The organism is Arthrobacter sp. PM3 (assembly GCF_003352915.1).
GTDB lineage: Bacteria > Actinomycetota > Actinomycetes > Actinomycetales > Micrococcaceae > Arthrobacter.
Genome location: NZ_CP022314.1, coordinates 2,652,761 through 2,672,911, shown reverse-complemented (window position 1 = coordinate 2,672,911; position 20,151 = coordinate 2,652,761). Strand labels below are relative to the sequence as shown.

The 20,151-nt window shown below is 69.1% G+C and carries 18 protein-coding genes; 13 read left to right on the top strand and 5 right to left on the bottom strand.

Annotated features, from left to right (window positions below; all coding sequences use genetic code 11):
• Window positions 1–1,133: 1,133 nt before the first annotated feature.
• Complete coding sequence (purH, locus tag CFN17_RS12195; protein ID WP_208747958.1) at window positions 1,134–2,819, bottom strand: bifunctional phosphoribosylaminoimidazolecarboxamide formyltransferase/IMP cyclohydrolase; 1,686 nt, start codon at window positions 2,817–2,819, stop codon at window positions 1,134–1,136.
• A 152-nt stretch (window positions 2,820–2,971) separates the two neighbouring features.
• Here purH and CFN17_RS12190 point away from each other — a divergent pair, with 152 nt between their 5' ends.
• Entirely contained in the window at window positions 2,972–4,324 is a 1,353-nt protein-coding gene (locus CFN17_RS12190; protein WP_208747957.1) for an MFS transporter, read from the top strand.
• Window positions 4,325–4,362: 38 nt separating this feature from the next.
• Here the strand turns inward: CFN17_RS12190 and purN are convergent, their stop codons facing one another.
• Window positions 4,363–4,938 (bottom strand): phosphoribosylglycinamide formyltransferase, encoded by a 576-nt coding sequence (gene purN / locus CFN17_RS12185; protein WP_208747956.1) that lies wholly within the window; start codon window positions 4,936–4,938, stop codon window positions 4,363–4,365.
• 39 nt (window positions 4,939–4,977) lie between these two features.
• Here purN and CFN17_RS12180 point away from each other — a divergent pair, with 39 nt between their 5' ends.
• On the top strand, window positions 4,978–5,367 hold the full coding sequence (locus CFN17_RS12180; protein WP_208747955.1) for a hypothetical protein: 390 nt from the start codon (window positions 4,978–4,980) through the stop codon (window positions 5,365–5,367).
• Here the strand turns inward: CFN17_RS12180 and CFN17_RS12175 are convergent.
• Window positions 5,364–6,683 carry a DUF6350 family protein gene (locus tag CFN17_RS12175; RefSeq protein ID WP_208747954.1) on the bottom strand — a complete coding sequence of 440 codons (1,320 nt, stop codon included), beginning with the start codon at window positions 6,681–6,683 and terminating at the stop codon, window positions 5,364–5,366. The genes CFN17_RS12180 and CFN17_RS12175 overlap by 4 nt on opposite strands.
• Before the next feature lie 228 nt (window positions 6,684–6,911).
• Between CFN17_RS12175 and CFN17_RS12170 the strand changes: the two genes are divergently transcribed.
• On the top strand, window positions 6,912–7,331 hold the full coding sequence (locus CFN17_RS12170; protein ID WP_261792183.1) for a DUF4383 domain-containing protein: 420 nt from the start codon (window positions 6,912–6,914) through the stop codon (window positions 7,329–7,331).
• Window positions 7,332–7,501: 170 nt separating this feature from the next.
• On the opposite strand, the gene CFN17_RS12165 is transcribed toward CFN17_RS12170, so the two are convergent.
• Together CFN17_RS12165 and CFN17_RS12160 are read right to left on the bottom strand one after the other, a co-directional pair.
• On the bottom strand, window positions 7,502–7,951 hold the full coding sequence (locus CFN17_RS12165; protein ID WP_208747952.1) for a hypothetical protein: 450 nt from the start codon (window positions 7,949–7,951) through the stop codon (window positions 7,502–7,504).
• Window positions 7,952–7,978: 27 nt separating this feature from the next.
• A complete protein-coding gene (locus tag CFN17_RS12160) occupies window positions 7,979–9,283 on the bottom strand; it encodes an MFS transporter (RefSeq protein WP_208747951.1) in 1,305 nt (434 codons plus the stop codon).
• A 522-nt stretch (window positions 9,284–9,805) separates the two neighbouring features.
• Here CFN17_RS12160 and CFN17_RS12155 point away from each other — a divergent pair.
• The 10 genes from CFN17_RS12155 to CFN17_RS12110 all read left to right on the top strand — a co-directional run bounded on the left by CFN17_RS12155 (window position 9,806) and on the right by CFN17_RS12110 (window position 20,131).
• The gene (locus CFN17_RS12155; RefSeq protein ID WP_208747950.1) at window positions 9,806–10,411 is read left to right on the top strand and encodes a helix-turn-helix domain-containing protein; all 606 of its coding nucleotides are present in this window, start codon (window positions 9,806–9,808) and stop codon (window positions 10,409–10,411) included.
• A gap of 241 nt (window positions 10,412–10,652) precedes the next feature.
• Window positions 10,653–12,035 (top strand): FAD-dependent oxidoreductase, encoded by a 1,383-nt coding sequence (locus tag CFN17_RS12150; protein WP_222612632.1) that lies wholly within the window; start codon window positions 10,653–10,655, stop codon window positions 12,033–12,035.
• Entirely contained in the window at window positions 12,032–13,300 is a 1,269-nt protein-coding gene (locus tag CFN17_RS12145) for a CaiB/BaiF CoA-transferase family protein (RefSeq protein WP_208747949.1), read from the top strand. The genes CFN17_RS12150 and CFN17_RS12145 overlap by 4 nt, the downstream gene beginning before the upstream one ends.
• Before the next feature lie 5 nt (window positions 13,301–13,305).
• Entirely contained in the window at window positions 13,306–14,109 is an 804-nt protein-coding gene (locus tag CFN17_RS12140) for an enoyl-CoA hydratase-related protein (protein WP_208747948.1), read from the top strand.
• A 61-nt stretch (window positions 14,110–14,170) separates the two neighbouring features.
• The gene (locus tag CFN17_RS12135) at window positions 14,171–15,124 is read left to right on the top strand and encodes a dihydrodipicolinate synthase family protein (protein WP_208747947.1); all 954 of its coding nucleotides are present in this window, start codon (window positions 14,171–14,173) and stop codon (window positions 15,122–15,124) included.
• Window positions 15,124–15,912 (top strand): SDR family oxidoreductase, encoded by a 789-nt coding sequence (locus tag CFN17_RS12130; protein WP_208747946.1) that lies wholly within the window; start codon window positions 15,124–15,126, stop codon window positions 15,910–15,912. The genes CFN17_RS12135 and CFN17_RS12130 overlap by 1 nt, the downstream gene beginning before the upstream one ends.
• 61 nt (window positions 15,913–15,973) lie before the next feature.
• Window positions 15,974–17,461, top strand: a complete 1,488-nt coding sequence (locus tag CFN17_RS12125; protein ID WP_208747945.1) for an aldehyde dehydrogenase family protein — start codon at window positions 15,974–15,976, stop codon at window positions 17,459–17,461.
• Between the two features lie 6 nt (window positions 17,462–17,467).
• Window positions 17,468–17,812 carry a ferredoxin gene (gene fdxA, locus CFN17_RS12120; RefSeq protein WP_208747944.1) on the top strand — a complete coding sequence of 115 codons (345 nt, stop codon included), beginning with the start codon at window positions 17,468–17,470 and terminating at the stop codon, window positions 17,810–17,812.
• Window positions 17,813–18,045: 233 nt separating this feature from the next.
• Window positions 18,046–19,257 (top strand): serine hydrolase, encoded by a 1,212-nt coding sequence (locus CFN17_RS12115; protein WP_208747943.1) that lies wholly within the window; start codon window positions 18,046–18,048, stop codon window positions 19,255–19,257.
• Window positions 19,258–19,294: 37 nt separating this feature from the next.
• Window positions 19,295–20,131 (top strand): HNH endonuclease, encoded by an 837-nt coding sequence (locus CFN17_RS12110; RefSeq protein ID WP_208747942.1) that lies wholly within the window; start codon window positions 19,295–19,297, stop codon window positions 20,129–20,131.
• Window positions 20,132–20,151 lie beyond the last annotated feature (20 nt).

Below are 20,151 nucleotides of genomic sequence, written 5' to 3'. Positions count from 1 at the left end.
GCGGGCCGGGCCGGCGCATCGCAGGCGGACCGGGCCGGCGCATCGCAGGCGGACCGGGCCGGTCTGGGGGCCGGCCCGGTCTGGGGCGAGGGTCCGGGGCTGGTGCAGGCTCGGTCGGGGCCGGACGGGTCTGGGACCGGGTCCGGCGGCTGATGCTCCCCAGGCTTCAGGAAACTCGGTCCGGCCGAGGCTCCCCCGGGCCCGCCAGGGCTGACCCGGGCCAGGCCGCACCGCAGCCCGGCCCAAAGGGATCACGCTTGGTGGGACGAAGGCCACCGAAACAGCGCGGGTCACTCCCGGCCCGTCTCCAGCAGTGGGGATGACCGGGGGTGGCCCGCATTGGCGTTGCGGCCCGGCTGCCCTGGCACGCCGCGGGACATGCCCTCCCTGCGGGCCGTGGACTGGACATATGCCCCATATGCCCGCTCCTTGGCGCGAAAAATGAGCATGTCCCCTGGGAACAATGAGCATGCTCTCCCGACGGCGGCCAACCCGTTCCGTGACATAGGACCACCCCGCTCAATATGGGACCAGCCCATTCCGTGACACATGAGCGGACGCCTCCGACCGCGAAGGGAGAACTTGTCCAGTTGATGCGGGGCCAGAGCACTGTGCTGCACGAGAAATGAGCATGTCCCCAAGGCGGTCTTTTCCGGGCGGAGTTCCGTGGGACATGCTCTCCCTGGTGCACCAGCAGTGGACATATTCCCCCTATGCCCACTCGTTGGCGCGAAGAATGAGCATGTCCCCTAGGAAGAATGAGCATGTCCTCCCCAAGGGCCGCCAGCCCATTCCTTAGCGCGAAGAATGAGCATGTCCCGCGGGAAGAATGAGCATGTCCTCCGGCTGCGAGGGCGCAGGGCCGCGCGCCACGGTGGAGCCCATAAAATGGCACAAAAATGGACATGCCCTCCCCGGAAGGGAGGGCATGTCCATTCCGGGCCTGCACCCGGCGGAAACCCAGCGAAAACCTTGCAGGCGCGAAGTCCGTGCACAGGCCCCACAGCCATCGGGCCCCCAGATTCGCCCCCACAGCCATCGGGCCCCCAGATGCGGCACAACAGCCATCGGGCCCCAGAAGGCCCCAAATCAGGACCCCGCACAGGCCCTCCGGACGGGGCCCGACCGATGGCCTAGTGGAAGAAGTGGCGCGCTCCGGTGAAGTACATCGTGATCCCGGCGGCGTTGGCCGCGGCGATGACTTCCTCGTCGCGGACGGAGCCGCCGGGCTGGACCACGGCGCGGACGCCGGCGTCGATCAGGATCTGGAGGCCGTCGGCGAACGGGAAGAACGCGTCCGAGGCGGCCACGGCGCCGCGGGCCCGCTCCGGGGACTCGGCGCCGGAGGCACCGGCAGCACCGCCGGCGGCGTCGACGTCGGACTCCACGGTGACGCCGAGCGTGTTGGCGCGCTCGACGGCCAGCTTGCAGGAATCGAGCCGGTTGACCTGGCCCATGCCGATGCCGACGGCGGCGCCGTTGTCCGCGAGCAGGATCGCGTTGGACTTGGCCGCACGGCAGGCGGTCCAGGCGAAAGCGAGGTCGGCCAGGGTGGCGGCGTCGGCGCCCGGACCCGCGGCGAGGGTCCACTTGGCCGGGTTGTCACCCTCGGCGTCGACCTTGTCCGTGGCCTGCACCAGCACGCCGCCCGAGACCTGGCGGAACTCGGTCGGGTACCGGCCGTAGCCCTCCGGCAGGGCGAGCAGGCGGATGTTCTTCTTCTTGGACAGGATCTCCACGGCCTCGGCCTCGAAGCCCGGCGCGATGACGACCTCGGTGAAGATGCCCGCGACGGTACGGGCCATGGCGGCCGTGACCGGGCGGTTCGCGGCAATGACGCCGCCGAACGCGGACACGGGATCGCAGGCGTGGGCCTTGGCGTGCGCGTCGGCGATCGGGTCCGCGGCGGAGGCGGAACCCACGGCCACGCCGCAGGGGTTGGCGTGCTTGATGATGGCGACGGCGGGTTCGGCGAAGTCGAACGCGGCGCGCAGGGCGGCGTCGGCGTCGACGAAGTTGTTGTAGCTCATGGCCTTGCCGTGCAGCTGGTCGGCCTGCGCGATGCCGGCCGGGGCGGCCTTGTCCACGTACAGCGCGGCCTGCTGGTGCGGGTTCTCGCCGTAGCGGAGCACCTCGGAACGCTCGAGGGCCAGGCCGGCGTAGGCGGGCCAGTCGACCACGCCGTCGCCGTCCTCGTCGAGGAACTGGCTGGCGGTCCAGGTGGCGACGGCGGTGTCGTACGTCGCGGTGTGCGCGAACGCTTTCGCGGCGAGCCGGCGCCGGGTCTTCAGGTCAAAGCCGCCGGTGGAGGCGGCCTCCACGACGGCACCGTAGGACGCCGGGTCCACCACGATCGCGACCGCGGCGTGGTTCTTCGCGGCGGAGCGCACCATCGCCGGTCCCCCGATGTCGATCTGCTCGACGACGTCGTCCTGCGAGGCGCCGGACTTCACGGTCTCGACGAAGGGGTAGAGGTTGACGACGACGAGGTCGAAGGGCTCGATGTCCATGTCGGCCAGCGTCTGCATGTGAGCCGGGACGCGGCGGTCGGCGAGGATGCCGCCGTGCACGCGCGGGTGCAGGGTCTTGACGCGGCCGTCCAGCATTTCCGGCGAGCCGGTGACTTCCTCGACCTCCTGCACGGGGATGCCCGCGGCGGCGATCTTCTTGGCCGTGGAACCGGTGGAGACAATCCGGACGCCGGCGGCGTGCAGGCCTTGAGCGAGCTCCTCCAGACCAGTCTTGTCGTAGACCGAAATGAGTGCCCGGCGGATGGGCACACGGTCGATGGATACACGGTCAAGCTGCGTAAAGCTCACAAAAGTCTCCGTCTTATGTCGCGGCACGGCCGCGGGTGGTGGGGATGCGGCCAGTTTATCGCGTCACGGCGAGGGACCGCCCCGCGCGCCGGAGTGTGAAGCGCGCACCCGGTCCCGGCCCGGGCGACGTAGAGTTTTCACAGGAGGCCAACATGAACACGTACACCACTGTGCCCAGCGGCGAACAGGTGGTCCAGGAACTGCCGTGGCGGTGGAAGGTCCAGGGCCGGATCTTCCTGATCGGCGGCCTGGGCTTCATGTTCGACGCCTGGGACGTGACGCTCAACGGCATCCTCATCCCGTTGCTGTCCAAGCACTGGTCCCTGAGCCCGGGCGACGCCGCCTGGATCGGCACTGCCAACCTGATCGGCATGGCCCTGGGCGCGTTCGTCTGGGGCACCATCGCGGACACGATCGGCCGCAGGAAGGCCTTCACCGCGACCCTGCTGATCTTCTCGATCTTCACCGTGCTCGGCGCGGTCGCCCCGGATTACATGTGGTTCGTCGTGTTCCGTTTCATGGCCGGGTTCGGCCTGGGCGGCTGCATCCCGGTGGACTACGCGCTGGTGGGCGAGTTCACCCCGCGGAAGCACCGCGGCCGGGTACTCACGGCAATGGACGGCTGGTGGCCGGTCGGCGCCGCCCTCTGCGGCTTTGTGTCCGCCGGGCTGGTGGCGGCCTTCGCGGACTGGCGGCTGACCATGCTGGTCATGGTGCTGCCGGCGCTGCTGGTGTTCTGGATCCGCCGCAGCGTGCCGGAATCCCCGCTGTTCCTGATCCGCAAGGGCCGCCGGGACGAGGCCGCGAAAGTGATCGACGGCCTGGTCCACGCCACGGGCGCCGAGCCCCGGGTTTACAGCCTGCCCGCACCGCAGCACGCACCCCGGCTCTCCGCCGGCAGCGCGTGGACGCAGCTGGGCGCCGTCTGGCAGTTCAACTGGAAAATCACGACGGCGGCGTGGGCCCTGTTCTCCAGCATCCTGCTCGTCTACTACCTGTCGCTGACATGGATGCCGCGGATCCTGATCGGCGCCGGCTTCGAGGAGTACAAGGCCTTCCTGACCACGGCGTCCATGGCCGCCGTCGGCCTCCTCGGCGTGGTGGCGGCGGCCCTGCTGGTGGAGCGGGTGGGCCGGAAGTGGATCCTCGCCATCACCGGCCCGCTGTCCGCGCTGACCCTGGTCATTGTGGCGATCGTGGTGGACATCCCCACCGCCGCCGTGTTCTGGCTGCTCGTGTTCGGCTTTGTGGTGCAGGTGGCCATCCCCGTGCTGTACGCCTACGTCTCCGAGCTCTACCCCACGGAGCTGCGCGGCTCCGGCTTCGGCTGGGCCTCGACCTTCTCCCGCCTCGGCGCCGGGTTCGGGCCGCTGGTCTTTGCGGCCTTCCTGTGGCCCGAGCTCGGGCTTGCGACGTCGTTCGCGCTGGCCGGCGTCGTGGTGCTGCTCGCCGTGCTGTGGATGGCGTTCTTCGCCCCCGAGACCAAGCAGCGCATCCTCGACTAGCGCCCCTCCCAGCCAATACGAGGGCAGAGGTGGGCCCGCTACGCAGGCGCCTGGGCTGCCGCGAGGGACGCGAGCGTGGAGACCAGGAGCCGGCGCTCCACCACCTTGATGCGCTCGTGCAGGGAGTCCTCGCTCTCGCCGTCTTCGATGGCAACGGCCTCCTGCGCGATGATGGGGCCCGTGTCCACGCCGGCGTCGGCCCAGTGCACCGTGCAGCCGGTGACCTTCACACCGTAAGCCAGGGCGTCGCGGACACCGTGGGCGCCGGGGAAGGCCGGCAGCAGGGCCGGGTGGGTGTTGAGGTACTTGCCGCCGAACGCGTCGATGAAGCCGGCGCTGACAATCCGCATGAAGCCCGAGGACACCACCACGTCCGGGGAATAGGCCGCGACCGCGTCGGTCAGCGCCGCGTTCCAGGCCGCCCGGTCCGGGTAGGCTTTGAAGTCGACCACGAACGTGGGAATTCCCGCGGCGGCGGAGCGCTCCACCCCGAAGGTCCCCGGCCGGTCGGCGCCGACGGCGGCGATCTCGACGTCGAGCGCGCCCGAGGACACGGCGTCGATGACTGCCTGGAGGTTGGAACCGGTACCGGAAACGAGGACTACGATGCGCATGGTCCTAGCTTATGGGGCTGCTCGCGTAGGCTGACAAACATGAATTCCCCCGCGGACTCCGGCGATGCCCAGCAGCTGACCCACACCCTGTTCCGGCTGTGCATCGTCGCGGTCCTGGGCGCGTTCTTTGTCTTCCAGCTCGACGTCGGCTACCTGTGGCTGACGGCGCTGCTCACGGCCGCCGGAATTGTCCTGGGCATCCTGGTGCTGATCCGCGCGGTGAAATACAAGGCCTCGCGGCTGGTCCTGTTCGGCACCATTTCCGGGATGGTGGTCTCGGCCGTCATGCTGCTGGTGATCCTGGCCTCGACCCTGTTCTTCAACCAGATCCGCGGCTACCAGCAGTGCGTCCGCCACGCCCTGACGCAGCAGGCGACGTCGGAGTGCAGGACGCAGCTGCAGGACACCATGTACCGGCCGGCCCGCTAGCGGCCGGTGACCGTCTCGAGGTCCGCCTCGCGCAGCTTCTGCTGGCGTTCCAGCCAGGGACCGGCCGCATAGCCGATCACGACGCCGATCCCCACCTCCGCGGCCACGAACAGTGCCGTGCGCAGCGGGTCGGGGCCGATCTCCGTGAACCGGCCGATCCCGGCCGATCCGCCGGCAAGCCAGGCCAGCCCCGCCGCGAGCAGCCCTGCGACGGCGCCGATCACCGCCCCGAGCGCCAGGGTGGACGCCGCGGCCGTGAACCAGCGGGTCCGGATCTTGATGGAGAGCCATTCGTCGAAATGGTTCTCGCCCTCGCGCAGGAACCACCAGCCGGCCAGGGCACCGGCGAGCGCCGGCACCACGAGGGCCACGAAGCCGAAGTCCAGCGGCCCGGACGGCAGCGCGGCGAACACCGGAATGGGCGGCAGCGGCCCGACGGCGGTCCCGAGCGGCCCGGCCGCCGAGCCGGCGCCCAGGGCTACGCCCGCGCCGGAGAGCCAGGCCAGGGCAAACACCACGAGGTTGGGCAGGAACCCCAGCTGCACAACGGTGAGGACCGCGCCGCCTGCCGTGCCGGCGTCGAGCCCTTCATAGACGGCAACCACGAGGTTCCAGTGAATGAAGAGGTCGACGGCGAGCAGCGCCGCCGCCATCGCCAGGCTCGCCATCAGCGCCACCGACCCGGCTTTGATGGCCGAGCCCAGGTAGGAGCCGGCCCAGCGCGAATGCTGGCTGGTCCGGGACAGCCAGGCCACGGCGTCGACGCCGATCAGCCGGCTCCAGGAGCCTGCCTCGCGGCGCGCGCCGACCACCATGCCGAGCCCGAACACGATCAGGGGAACCAGCGCCGCGGACCAGAGGCTGATCCCGACGTCGGCGGTGCGGCAGACAAAGCCCGTCGAGAGCCCGAACCCCGCGTATATGAGCCATGAGCCGAGCAGCGCCTGCCACAACTGGTCCGTGTAGGAGGCGCGGGCCAGCCGGCGCCCGGCGCGCCAGGCAAGCAGGAACGGGATGAGGGCCAGTCCCAGGGGAACAAGTGAGAGTGTGCCGGAGTCCGGATGCGCCGCTGACCCGGAGGCGGCGGTGTCCAGGAGCAGGGGCACGCCGTGGATCAGCAGCCAGGCCTGGCCCGCCAGGCGGGCCAGGGCGTCGAACCCGTTGTCCCGGAAACCTGCCGTTGCCCAGACAGCCACGATCGGTGCCACCACAATCAGGGCGGAGATCACGGCGGCCTGGGCGGACTCGAGGGCGCCCTGCAGCCACAGGGGCATGGGAAGGCCACGTTGTCCGGTCTGATCAGCGCGCAGTTTCATCGAGTTCCATGGTGCCACGCGCCCGGCACCCGGCCCGTTTCCGACAGGCACAACGCACGGATCCGCGGAATCCGCCGCCTCCGCGGCGCCGGCGGCCGGCGCTTTTTCCATACCCCGGCCGTAAAATTGTAAATGTCCGCAATCAGTGGTTGGAGGCACAACATGACTACCGCATCTCCCCACGCACACGGCGTACATTTCGGTCGGACAGATGTACAGAACGTCGGCATGGGTGTAGGTATCGTCCTTATCGTCGTGGGCATCCTGGGGTTCATTCCCGGCATCACCACGCACTACAGCGAGCTGAGGTTCTTCGGGCCCGATTCCAAGGCCCTGTTCCTGAACCTGTTCCAGGTGTCGATGTTGCTGAACATCGTTCAGCTCGCGATCGGCGCCGCCGGCCTGACCATGTCCCGGACCGCCATGGGCGCCCGGAATTTCCTCATGGGCTCCGGCCTGCTGTATATCGTCCTTGGAATTTACGGGTTCATCGTCGGCGTGGATTCGGCGGCCAACTTCCTGTCGCTGAACACTCTGGACAACTGGGCCTTCCTGGTAATGGGCATCGCAATGGCCGGCACTGGCTGGCTTATGACAAGGCATCTTGAAGAAGACGTGAAGACCCGGTCATCAACCCCCGGGACCTAGGGAGCCGCGAATGAGTAACGTTTCATAGCATTCGAAAAAATTCGTACTACCTGCTGGTGCAGTGGCTTAGCGGAAACGCGGCGGCTGCACCAGCTTCCTTTTGGCCGGCCGCACCCACCTAGCTGGCAGCAGGGGCCGTTCTGAGTGCCCAGAACGGCCCCTGCTGCGGGTCAGATGGGGTTCACGCGGGGCGGAAGGGTTTCCCACTCCGTTTCCGCGGCGCGCAGCCAGGGGAAGGGCAGTAGTTCTGCGAGGCCGACTTTGCCTACCTCGCCCGCGGCATCGACCAGGACGGTGATCCCGGCTCCATAGGCACGCAGCAGTTCCCGGCAGAGCCCGCACGGATTCGTGACCTGCGGCTCTGTGTGCCCGTCCATGCTTACGGCCACCACGGACCGGATCGATGCCTCCTGCGCCATGCGGGCGTTGGCCAGGGCGCTGGATTCGGCGCACACATTGAGGCGTTTTGAGCCGATGTGCAGCCCGAGGTAGATGGCCCCGGACGCGCCCCGCATCGCCGCGGCCACCCGGTGGTTCTCGCTGTGGTGGGCGGTCAGGAGCATCCGGCGGGCGGCCTCATAGAGCTCCACGTCAGCGTCGCTGAGGTCAAAAGAGATCACGTCCGCTCCCCTTCCTAATTCCCGTTCCTAATTCCCAATAAAGAGGCCGTGCTTCCGCCGCGCAAGCACGTAGAAGACGATGCTGAGCGCGGACAGGACGGCCACGTACACGGGGAAGATCCAGGACGCGTTGATGGACTGGAGCCAGACCAGCAGGTAGGAGGCGGTGCCGCCGAAGAGCGCGACGCCCACACCGTAACCCAGGGCCGTTCCGGCACCGCGGCAGCCCTTGGGCATGAGGGAGCTGGTGACCACGTTGTACAGGGTCATGTTCAGGACCAGCACCACCGAGCCGCCGAGGAGCACGGCCGCGAAGCCGGCAATCCCGGGCTTGACGTACATCAGCATCAGGAACACGGACGGAATGGCCAGAGCGCGGGTGACCAGGAACCATTTGGACATCGACTTGCCGTCGGCGACCTTGCTGATGATGAGGCTTCCGATCACCAGCACGACGCCGAGGACCGTGGTCAGCGCGAAGACAGCGGTGGCGTCCTCCTTGAAGCCGCTTCGGGCCGCCGTCGGGAGCCCGGTGTTCCAGGCGTAGTTGTAGGCCTGTGCCGCGCCGACGACGAAGGTGATGGCCAGGACGCTGAGCCAGTGCTTGCGCACCCCGCCCCAGACCGTTTTGGCGGAGTTGTTCGCCAGTTCCTCGGGCTTCATGGTTTCAGGAAGCGTCCGCCGCAGGTAGACGACGACGAAGCCGAAGGCCGCTCCGACGACGAACGGCACCCGCCACCCCCAGTCGGCCATGACGGATCCGCCCAGCACGAGGCTGCAGAGGTAGCTGACCAGCGAGGCGAGCAGGATGCCGATGTTGACGTAGAAGGAGATGATGCCAGCGACAAAGCCCTCGCGGCCCTCGGGCACGAGCTCGACGGCGTGGGCGGTGGACAGCGGGGCTTCCACGCCGGTGGAGATTCCCTGGACGATGCGGCAGACCAGCAGGATGACGCCGGCTGCGGGGCCGATCTGGTCGTAGGTCGGCGACACGGCAATGATCAGGGTGGTGACAGCCATCATCATGATGGACCAGAGCATCACCCGGCGCCGGCCGATCCTGTCGGCGAAGGTGCCAAGCAGGATTCCGCCCAGGGGACGGAACGCGAAGCCGACGGCGAAGACGGCCAGGGCGCTCAGGGTCGCGGCGACAGGGTCATGGGACGGGAAGAACTTGGGCCCGATGAAGGCCGACAACAGGCCAAAGACCATCCAGTCGTACCACTCCAAGGTGTTGCCCAGTCCGAGGCCGAGCAGCCCACGGCGGATTTCCGGAGAGAGCCGGGACGTGCGGCCGCTCTCCAGGTCAGTCTTGACGACAGTGTCAGTCATGATTTTCCTTCCCCCGCACCGTCGGGGTGCGTGAGGGTATGGATCACCGGCGGGAGCCCCGGGTGGGGGCGACCGGCAATCGAAACTATCGTTTGGCTTGGTCCACGGGCGGGACCGGTTCACCCCATGGGAGGTGGGTTAGCCCAGATAGCTACGCATGCCTCTTCGTAGCGCTTGAATGCAAACGGGCCATCCAGCCCGGCAACAAGGAGCATGCCCTTCGTTGACCGGCCGACATTAAGTTCTGCGGATGGCTTGGCAGATGTCACTGCACCACGTCGGGATACGAGCGGGGTGACGGACCGATGGGACGGACCGGGCGGGCCTTCCGCCAGAAGGCCGTTGCCACCTCATCCCGTTCGCAGTGCGTCGGTTCCGAGTGCTGCAGCTCACACAACTATATTGAAGATCTTCACAGAGTCAACGGTTAAGTGAAAACTCAAGAATCTTCAAAAAACCATTGATTCGGTAAAAATTTTCACTATAGTTATGCAGGTCAACTCATCCAGAGAAAGACGGACCATGACCAACGAGAGCCTCCCGGGATCCCCCGCCGGCACGAGCGTCCTGCTTGCCACCGTAGGCAACAAGATCCGCAACATGCGCAAGGACAAAGGCATGACCCTTGCGAAGCTTTCGGAAGTCACCGGCCTCAGCCCCGCGATCGTCAGCCAGATCGAACGGGGCCTGGCCAATCCGTCCTTCACCACCCTGGCACAGCTGGCCCACGGCCTGGACATCCCCGTAGGGAAGTTCTTCCTTGGACAGGAAGAAACCAGGTCGCCGGTGGTCCGCAAGGGCGAGCGGCGAAACCTCATAGGCGTCACCAAGAAGTCCGTGGGCGAGGCGGTCTATGAACTGCTCACCCCCGACCTCAACGGCGCCCTCGAGGCCCAGTGGATCGTGAGTCCGCCAGGCCACGACACCAGCGCCACCCCGTTCCGGCACAGCGGCGAGGAATTCGGCATCATCCTCTCCGGCCGGAAAGACATCTACCTGGACGGCGAGTGCTACACCCTTGAAGAGGGCGACTCCATCACCTTCTCCTCGGACACGCCGCACTGGTACAAGAACAGCTACGAAGAGGTCTGCGTAGCAATTTGGGTTAACGCACCTCACGCGTGGTGATCAGGCGGCCCTAGCCGCCCGCCATCTCCGCCGGCACCCAGGTGCCCGCCGGAGACATTGACACACTCAACAGCAGGTCCGCGACGGGCCGCGCTGTGCCATACCCTCTGCCATACCCTCTGCCGGGGCGAGTCCGCGGTCAGCGTCGCCGCGCCCTCCTCCCGGGCAACTTCTCCTCCTTCACCGTCTTCTACCTCACCGGCTGCCGCTTCTGCGGTCCTCCGGCAACGTAAGGATCCCCATGAACTCGACTACAGCCATGCGCTCCCTTGACCTGGCCAGCACCACGCAGGACCTCACCGCCCCGGTCATCTCCCGCTCCGACGTCCTGGTGGTGGGCGGCGGCCCCGCCGGCGTCGCCGCCGCCGTCACCGCGGCCCGCTCCGGCGCCTCCGTCACCTTGCTGGAGCGCTACTCGTCCCTGGGCGGCCTGGCCTCCGGCGGCATGGTCCTGGTGCTCGATGACATGATCAACGGCCAGGAAATCACGGTCACCGGAATCGTCTCCGAATACGTCGAACGGCTCCAGAAGCTTGGCCTGGCCATCGTCCCGCCGGCCGACGACCGCAAGACCTCCGAGGAACTCTGGAACAAGTGGGGCCGCTACGGCACCTTCGACTTCCACTCCCACACCACCCCCAAGCCGGTCTGCTACGCCGCGGCCTTCGACCCCGACGGCTGGAAGCGGGTCTCCAACGACCTCGTCCGCGAGGCCGGCGTCAATCTGCGCCTGCACTCCTGGTTCTCCCGCCCCATCGTGGACAACGGGGTCATGAAGGGCGTTATCTGCGAGACCAAGTCCGGACCCCAGGCTTTCATGGCGGACGTCGTCATCGACACCACCGGCGACATCGACGTCGCCTCCCGCGCCGGCGCCAGCCACGTCAAGGACAGCTACCTCACCACCCTCGTCTTCCGCCTCGGCAACGTGGACACCAAAGCCGCGGAGGCCTTCGAACAGGCCAACCCGAAGGAAGCCCGCGCCATCAACCGCACCATCAAGCGCCTCCTCGGCGGCGCCTGGGAACTGTGGTGGCTCAAAACCCCCATCGAGGGCGTGGTCTGGTGCAACGCCCCGCACATGACCGGCTACGACGGCGTCGACCCGGCGGACATGACCGCCGCCGAGTTCGCCGCCCGGGACCGGATCACCGAGGCCGTCGAATACGTCCGCGCCCACCTGCCCGGCTTTGAGAACTGCTACATGCTCGACGTCGCGTCCCAGATGGGCGTCCGGCAGACCCGCCTGCTCCAGGGCGAGTACGTCATGACCAAGGAGGACGTCACCTCCCGCCGGCACTTCGCCGACACCGTGGCCCGCGGCCGCGACTACTACTACCCCTTCCGTTCGCTGCTGCCCAAGGAGGTGGACCAGCTCCTAGTGGCCGGCCGGCACTACTCCGCGACCCCGGAGGCGCAGAAGATGTCCCGCGAAATCCCGCCCTGCATGGCCATGGGCCAGGCCGTCGGCGTCGCCGCCGCGCTCGCCATCCAGAACGGAACCCTGGTCCGGGACGTCTCCGCCGCGGACATCCAGCAGGGGATGCGCCGGCACGGCGCGGACCCGGGCGACGTCCCGTCGTCGAACGCCACGCTCGACGCCGATGCGGTGGTGGGGGCATGAGCACGGTGACGCAGGAACGGGCAGCAGAGGAACGGACAGGGCAGGAACGCACGACGGCGGCGCCCGCACCTGAGCGCGCCGGCACCCCGCTGCCGCTGGACGGCATCAAGGTGGTGGACTTCACCCAGGTGTTCATGGGCCCGTCCTGCACCCAGCTCCTGGGCGACTACGGCGCGGACATCATCAAGGTCGAACGCCCCGGCGCCGGGGACATCTCCCGCAACTCCTTCCCGGACAAGGACGGCCAGGACAACCCGATCTTCCTGTCCATCAACCGCAACAAGCGCAGCGTCTCCGTGGACACCCGCGCCGACGAGGGCAAGGCCGTGCTCCGCCGGCTCCTGGCCGATGCCGACGTCGTGGTCAGCAACTTCCGCTCCGGCGTGATGGAGCGGATGGGCTTCGGCTACGAGGACCTCAAGGCGGAGAACCCGGGCATCATCTGGGCCTCCGGCACGGGCTTCGGCCCCGAGGGCCCGTACTCGCACAAGGGCGGCCAGGACGCGATCGCCCAGGCCTACTCCGGTGTGATGTGGCGGCGCGAGTCGGACGACGTGAAACCGGCGATCTACCCCACCACCCTGTGCGACTACATCACCGGCATGCACCTCATGCAGGGCATCCTGCTGGCCCTGCGCACGCGCGAGTCCGCCGGCGTCGGGCAGAAGGTGGAGGTGACCATGTACGACTCCATGCTGCACCTGCAGATGCAGGAGGCCTGCATGCAGCTCAACCGCGGCTACGAGGTCAACTGGGGCGCCATGCCGCTCAGCGGCGTCTTTGAAACCACCGACGGCGCCGTCTGCATGGTGGGCGGCTTCACCCCGGACCCGCTGGCCCGGATCTCGGACGCCCTCGGCCTGGACGAGGACCTCACGCAGCGGGACGAGTTCGCCACCCTGGAGCAACAGTTCCGCCACAAGCCGGCCCTGCAGGCGATCTTCCGCGAGCGCATCGCCACCAACACCACCGAGTACTGGACCGCCCGGCTGGAGGAGCGGGGACTGCTCAACGCCCCGGTGCACACGCTCGAGCAGACCCTCGCCGACGCCCAGACACACGCCAACGGCATGATCGTGGAGGCCGAGCACCCCGGTGTCGGCACCGTGAAAATGCTCAACGCCCCCATCCGGCTCTCCGCCACCCCGCCCACCATCCGCCGGGCGGCGCCGCGGCTCGGCGAACACAACGTCGAGGTGCTCCTGGAGAACGGGTTCGACGCCGAGACCATCGAGCGCCTGCAGCAGCTGGGGGTGCTCCGGTGACCGCGATGACAGACTCCCCCGCGGTGGTGGACGAGGTCACCCTGAGCATCGAGAACCACGTCGCCACCGTCGTGATCGACCGCCAGCACGTCCTCAACGCTGTCGACGGGACCGCCCAGGCCCGGCTCAACGCCATCTGGGACCAGCTGGAAGCCGATCCCGACGTCCGCGCCGTCGTCATCACCGGCGCCGGAACCCGGGCGTTCTGCGTCGGGGCGGACATGTCCGCCGCCGCCGTCGACAAGACCGGCCTGCAGTACTGGGCGGACCTGGACCCCAACGGCTTCGGTGGGCTGAGCCTGCGCACCAGCCTGGACATCCCGGTGATCGCCCGGGTCAACGGCTACGCGCTGGGCGGCGGCATGGAGATCGTGCTTGGCGCCGACATCGTGGTGGCCGCGGGCACGGCCCGCTTCGGGCTGACGGAACCGCGCGTCGGGCGTCTGGCGCTCGACGGCGGCATCCACCAGCTGGTGCGCCGCATCCCGCACACCCAGGCGATGGGCATGCTCCTCACCGGGCGGAAGGCGCCGGCCGCGGAAATGCAGTCCATGGGCCTGGTCAACGAAGTGGTTCCGGCGGAGGAGCTCGACGCCGCCGTGCAGCGCTGGGTGGAGGCGGTCCTCGCCTGCGCCCCCACCTCCGTGCGGGCCGTCAAGCAGATGGTCACCCGGACCTCGCACCTGAGCGCCGCCGAGGCCCGCGGGCTCCGGCTGCCGGCCCTCATGGCGGCCCTGGACAGCGAGGACTCCGCCGAGGGCGTCCGCGCCTTCCAGGAAAAGCGCCCGCCCGTCTGGCCCGGACGCTGAAATGCAGCCGCTGAGAATGCAGCCGCTGAGAATGCCGGAACAACTAGCAAAGGAGAATCCCATGCGGGAGTCACTGACACCCGGGGTGTGGGGCGTCGTCGCCACCCCGTTCCAGGGCAGCAGCCTGGACCTTGACCTGGACAGCCTGGCCGGGCTCGTCGAACGCTACGAGGCGATCGGCGCCACCGGCCTGACGGTCCTGGGCGTGTTCGGCGAAGCCGCCGCGCTGACCGCCGGGGAGCGCGCCGCCGTCCTGGAAACCGCCGTCGAATGCACCGGCCTGCCGCTGGTGGTGGGGGTGACGGCCCTGGCCACCCGGCCGGCCATCGAGGAAGTCCTCGCGGCCCAGGCCATCGCCGGCGGGCGCCTGGCGGCCGTCATGGTCCAGGCCAATTCGCCGCGCCCGGACACGGTAATCCGGCACCTGGACGCCATCCACCGCGCCACCGGCGCCAAGGTGGTCCTGCAGGACTACCCGCTGGCCAGCGGCGTCAGCATCAGCACCGAGTCCCTCATCACCGTGGTGCAGGCCTGCGGCTTCGTGATCGCGGTCAAGGCCGAGGCCCCGCCCACCTCCGTGGCGATCGGCCAACTCGCCGCCGCCGTCGACGTCTCCGTGTTCGGCGGCCTGGGCGGCCAAGGCCTGCTGGATGAACTCCTGGCCGGCGCGGCCGGGGCGATGACCGGGTTCTCCTACCCCGAGGCGCTCATCGCCTGCGTGCGGGCCTGGCAGGCCGGGGGCTACGAGGCGGCCCGGCAGGAGCTGCTGCCCTACCTGCCGCTGATCAACTTCGAACAGCAGGCCAGGATCGCCCTGGCCATCCGCAAGGAGTGCCTGTACCGGCGCGGGCTGATCGCCGACCCCGGCGTGCGGACCCCGGCGGCGCCATTCCCGGACCTCCTCCGGCCAGCCCTGCTGGCCCACCTGGCCGAGGCCGCCGAGGCCCTGGACACGCGTCCTGCCCCGGCCGGAACGCTGACCACCGGCGCGCTGACGGCGGCAGGGAGGAACTGATGGATCTCGGAATCAGCGGAAAGACCGCCTTCGTCGCTGCCTCCACCGGCGGACTCGGCCTCGCGATCGCCCGCGCCCTCGCCGCCGAAGGGGCCCGCGTGGCCGTCACCGGCCGGCGCCTGGTGCAGGCCAAGGAGATCGTGACCGAGCTGACCGACGCCTACGGGCCCGGCGCCGTCGCCATCGAGGCGGACCTGGGCACCCCCGACGGGGTGGCCGCCGCCGTCGAACAGACCGTGGCGGAGCTCGGACCGATCGACATCCTGGTCCTCAACGGTCCGGGGCCGAAGCCCGGGGCGGCCGCCACGCTCGGCGCCGAAGACATCGCCGCCGCGTTCGAGCAGCTCGTCAGGCCGCACCACGCCCTGGTCTCGCACGTCGTGCCGGGCATGCGGGAACGGCGCTGGGGCCGGATCCTGGCCGTCGGATCCAGCGGCGTCGTGGCGCCGCTGCCCAACCTGGCCGTGTCCAACACCGGCCGCGCCGCGCTGGCCGGCTACCTCAAGACCCTCGCCGCGGAAGTCGCCCTGGACGCCGTCACGGTGAACATGCTCCTTCCCGGCCGCATCGCCACGGACCGGGTCGCGGAACTCGACCAGGCCGCCGCCAAGCGCCGCGGCACCTCGGCCGAGGAAATCCAGCTCGAATCCCGCAAGATGATCCCCGCCCGCCGCTACGGCGAACCCGAGGAATTCGGCGCCGCCGCCGCGTTCCTGTGCAGCGCCCCGGCGTCGTACATCACCGGCGTGGCACTGCGCTGCGACGGCGGCCTGATCCGCAGCCTGTAGGCACCGCTTCCCGCCACCCACCTTCCCACCACTGACCATCCCAACATTCAAGGGGACCATCATGACTTCCACCGCGACCGATTTCCCCACCTCCACCACCCCGGACCTGATCACCGCCCGGCACCTCATCAACGGCGTCTGGCTCGGCGAGGCGGACACCGAACGCATGAACCCGGCCCGCCCCGGCGAACTCGCGGCCCTCTCCCCCAGCGGCACGGCCGCCGACGCAGAAGCCGCCATCACGGCCGCGGCCGCCGCCCAGCCGGGCTGGGCCGCGCTGCCCGCCCCGGCCCGCGGCGCCATCCTCATGGCCGCCGGCGACCTCCTGCTCGAACGCCAGGCCGCCGTCGCCGAGGACCTCGTCCGGGAAGAAGGCAAGACCCTCGCCGAGGCCAAGGGCGAGGTCAAGCGCGCCTCGGACGTGCTGCGGTTCTTCGGCTCGCTCGGCTGGGCCGCCACCGGCGAGGTGCTGCCCAGCGGCCTGCCGGACACCACCATCACCACCCGGCGCGAGCCGCTGGGCGTGGTCGGGCTCATCACGCCGTGGAACTTCCCCATCGCGATCCCGGCCTGGAAAGCCGCCCCGGCGCTGATCAGCGGCAACACCGTGGTGATCAAGCCGGCCGAACTCACCCCGCTGTCCGCGACGCACCTGGCCCGTGCCCTGCAGGATGCCGGGCTGCCGGCCGGGGTGTTCAACGTGGTCCACGGCAAGGGCCGCGTGGTGGGCGACGCCCTGGCCCGCGACCCGCGGATCGCCGGGATGTCCTTCACCGGATCCACCGCGGTGGGCCTGGGCCTGCAGGAGATCCTGAACGCCCGCCGGGCCCGGGTGCAGCTGGAAATGGGCGGCAAGAACGGGGTGCTGGTCCTGGACGACGCCGATCCCCGCAAGGCCGCCAAGGTGGTCGCCGCCGGCGCGTTTGGGCTGACCGGCCAGGCCTGCACCGCGACCTCCCGCGTCTACGTCACCCCCGGCATCCGCGCCGCCTTCCTCGCCGCGCTGGTCGAGGAAGCCGCCGCCTACACCCCCGGTGACGGCCTGGACGCGTCCATGGGGGCTGTGGTGAGCGCCCAGCAGTTCGCGCAGAACCAGGCGGCGGTGCGCTCCGCCGTCGAACGCGGCGCCACACTGCTGCACGGCGCTTATGACAACAGCGAGCTCGACGGCGGCACGGACGCCGGGTTCCTGTTCCCGCCCGCGGTGCTCACCGGTCTTGCCTTTGACGACGCCGCCGTGACCGAGGAGATTTTCGGCCCCGTGGTGGCGGTCCTGGAGGTCCCGGACTACGAGGCCGGGCTCGCCGCCATCAACGATTCCCGCTACGGTCTCACCGCCGGCATCTGCACCGACTCGCTGACCCTCGCCACCGATTTCGCCGCCCGCGCCCAGGCCGGGGTCATCAAGGTCAACCGTCCGACGGCGGGCCTGGACCTGAACGTGCCGTTCGGCGGCGTCAAGGACTCCTCCACCAACACGTTCCGCGAGCAGGGCAAGTCCGCCCTGGACTTCTTCACGTGGGGCAAGACCGTCTACACGGGGATCTGACCTGCCGTGACGTATGTGATCGCGCAGCCCTGCGTGGACGTGAAGGACAAGGCGTGCATCGAGGAATGCCCGGTGGACTGCATCTATGAGGGCGAACGCTCGCTCTACATCCACCCGTCCGAGTGCGTGGACTGCGGCGCCTGCGATCCGGTGTGCCCGGTCGAGGCCATCTACTACGCGGACGACGTCCCGGACGAATGGCTCGACTATGTGCGCGCCAACGTGGAATTCTTCGAGGACCTGGGCTCCCCGCAGGGCGCCGCGGCCTTGGGGAACCTCCACCGCGACCACCCCATGGTGGCCGGCGCCGCGGCGGCCGGGGTTGCAGCGGCGGCCGGGGCCACCGGCTGACCGCACCATTCCCCGCCGGACTCCCGCCGGACGCTCCTGCCCGTTGGACGAAGATGGCCGCCAAGCACCTCCGCTTGGCGGCCATTTTCGTCCAATCACGCCCCTTCGGCCCTTGACGGCGGAGGCCCGGCTGAGGACCATCACAAGGGTCAGGACTGTGCCCGGCCAGGCGGAGGGGGTGGCCACGGCATCTCCTGCCCCGAGTGCATACCCGACCGCAAGAAGGACCCTCCATGTCGGTGACCTGGATTCGTGGCTCAACCCTCCGGCTCAGGGCCGCCGTCGTCGCCGTCCTTCTCACGGCGGTCCTGGGCGGATGCAGTCCGGGGCCGGAACCACCGGTGCAGCCGACGCCGTCCGAGCCCGGCTACCGGAGCATGCTCGAGGACTTCGGCACCAGAATGCTGGACAACGGCGCCCCGGCGGTGCTGATCCAGCTCCGCCTGGGCGCGGACGAGTGGTCCGCCGCGTACGGTGTCCGCACCCTCGACGGCCGTGCCCGTGCCGCCATCACGGACCCGGTCCACATCGGCGGGATCACCAAGTCCATGGTGGCGGTGACCGTGCTCAAGCTGGTGGAGGAAGGCCGGCTTGAGCTCGACGCGCCGGTCAGCACGTACCTGCCGGAGTTCAACCAGGTCATGCACCCGCCCGGGCCCGTGACGGTCCGCCAGCTGCTCCAGCACCGCTCCGGCATGCCGTCGGTGGACGGGCCCCTCTTCGATCCGGCCACCGTACGGCAGGCGCTGACCACCAAGGTGAGCCTGGCGGACCTGCTGGCCATGGCGGGCCGGATCTCCTGGCAGGCAAAACTGGCTCAGGGATTCGAGTACTCCAACTCCAACTACATCGCCCTGGCGCTGATCGTCGAGCGCCTGCGCGGCCGGCGGATCGGCGAGGTGATCCGCACGGACATCATCGAGCCGCTGGGCCTGGACGAGACCCTCATGACGGCGGCCGGCCTTCCGCCTGCGGACATGGTCCACGGGTACATCACGCTGGACCGCAAACGGCTCGACGTCAGCTACCCGGCCGCCCAGATCGACAACGCCGCCGCCGGGATGGTGTCCTCCATGACGGACGTGAACAACTTCTACCGCGCCCTGCTGCAGAACCGGCTGCTCAAGGCCGGCACCGTCACACAGATGGAAAGCCCGCTGTACGCCAGGTACGCACTCGGCGTCGTCCGCTGGAACGACCTCTGCACGAACAACTTCTACTACGGCCATCCCGGCGACGTGCCCGGCTACGGCACCATCGCCCTGACCAGCGCGGACGGAACCCGGCAGCTGGCCATGGCCGTGGCCTACCCGCCGCAGCCGCTCCAGTCCGGCGCCTCCCGCATCCTGCACGAAATGGAGGCCATCGCGGTGGACACCCTGAATGCCACCTGCCAGGCGGTCCCCGGCAATCATGTCCAGGCCGCCGCGGCCCCGCCGGGCTGACCAGCACTGCGACAATCGGCCCTGCGACAATAGGCTCATGACAGCCATCATCCTCGTCTGGAACCCCGACGAATGGAACGGGTGGATCTACCCGGAGGTCGTGGAAGAGGTCGCCGATACGGGCTGGTTCCTGGCCACCTGGGGGCTCGGCGGCAAGGCAGCCGCTGCTCCCGGCGCGGAGGCATGGCTGGTGCTCCACGACCGGCACGGCGCCGGCCTGATCGGCCACGGCGTGGTCGTGTCGGAGCGGCCGGCGGGTTCCCCGCGGTCCGTCCGTGTGGCCTTCGATTCCCTGCTTCCGGCCGGGGACCAGGTCCCGCCCGGGGTCCTTCAGGAGGCTGTACCCGGCATCAACTGGAACGCGCTGCACGGCTCCGGAACACCCGTTGAACCGGCCGACGAACCGCTGCTCCGCGGACTCTGGAGCGAGTTTGGCCCGCAGCCGCCGGCCGATCCCACCCGGCCGGTACCGGGCACCGTCCCGGCGGATGCGGTCAGCCGGGTGCAGGTCTACCGGTACGAGCACAGCCAGGACTCCCGGCGGGCCTGCATCGCTCATCACGGGACCAGCTGCGCTGCGTGCGGGTTCTCCTTCGAAATCGCCTACGGGGAGATCGGCAAGGACTTCATTCCCGTCCACCACCTGGTCCCGGCATCGCAGCTGGGCGGCGGTTACGAGCTGGATCCTGTCGCGGATCTGGTGCCGCTGTGCGCTAACTGCCACGCCATGGCCCACCACGGTGTGCCGGCGCCCCGGACGGTCGCCGAACTGCGCAGGATCATGGCATCCGCCGGTTACCTGACCGGACAGACCGTGACCGAGGACCAGCTTCAGGCCCAGCGCGATGCCCGCAGGATCCTCGACCAGCATTAGCCTCCAGCACAACACGGCGG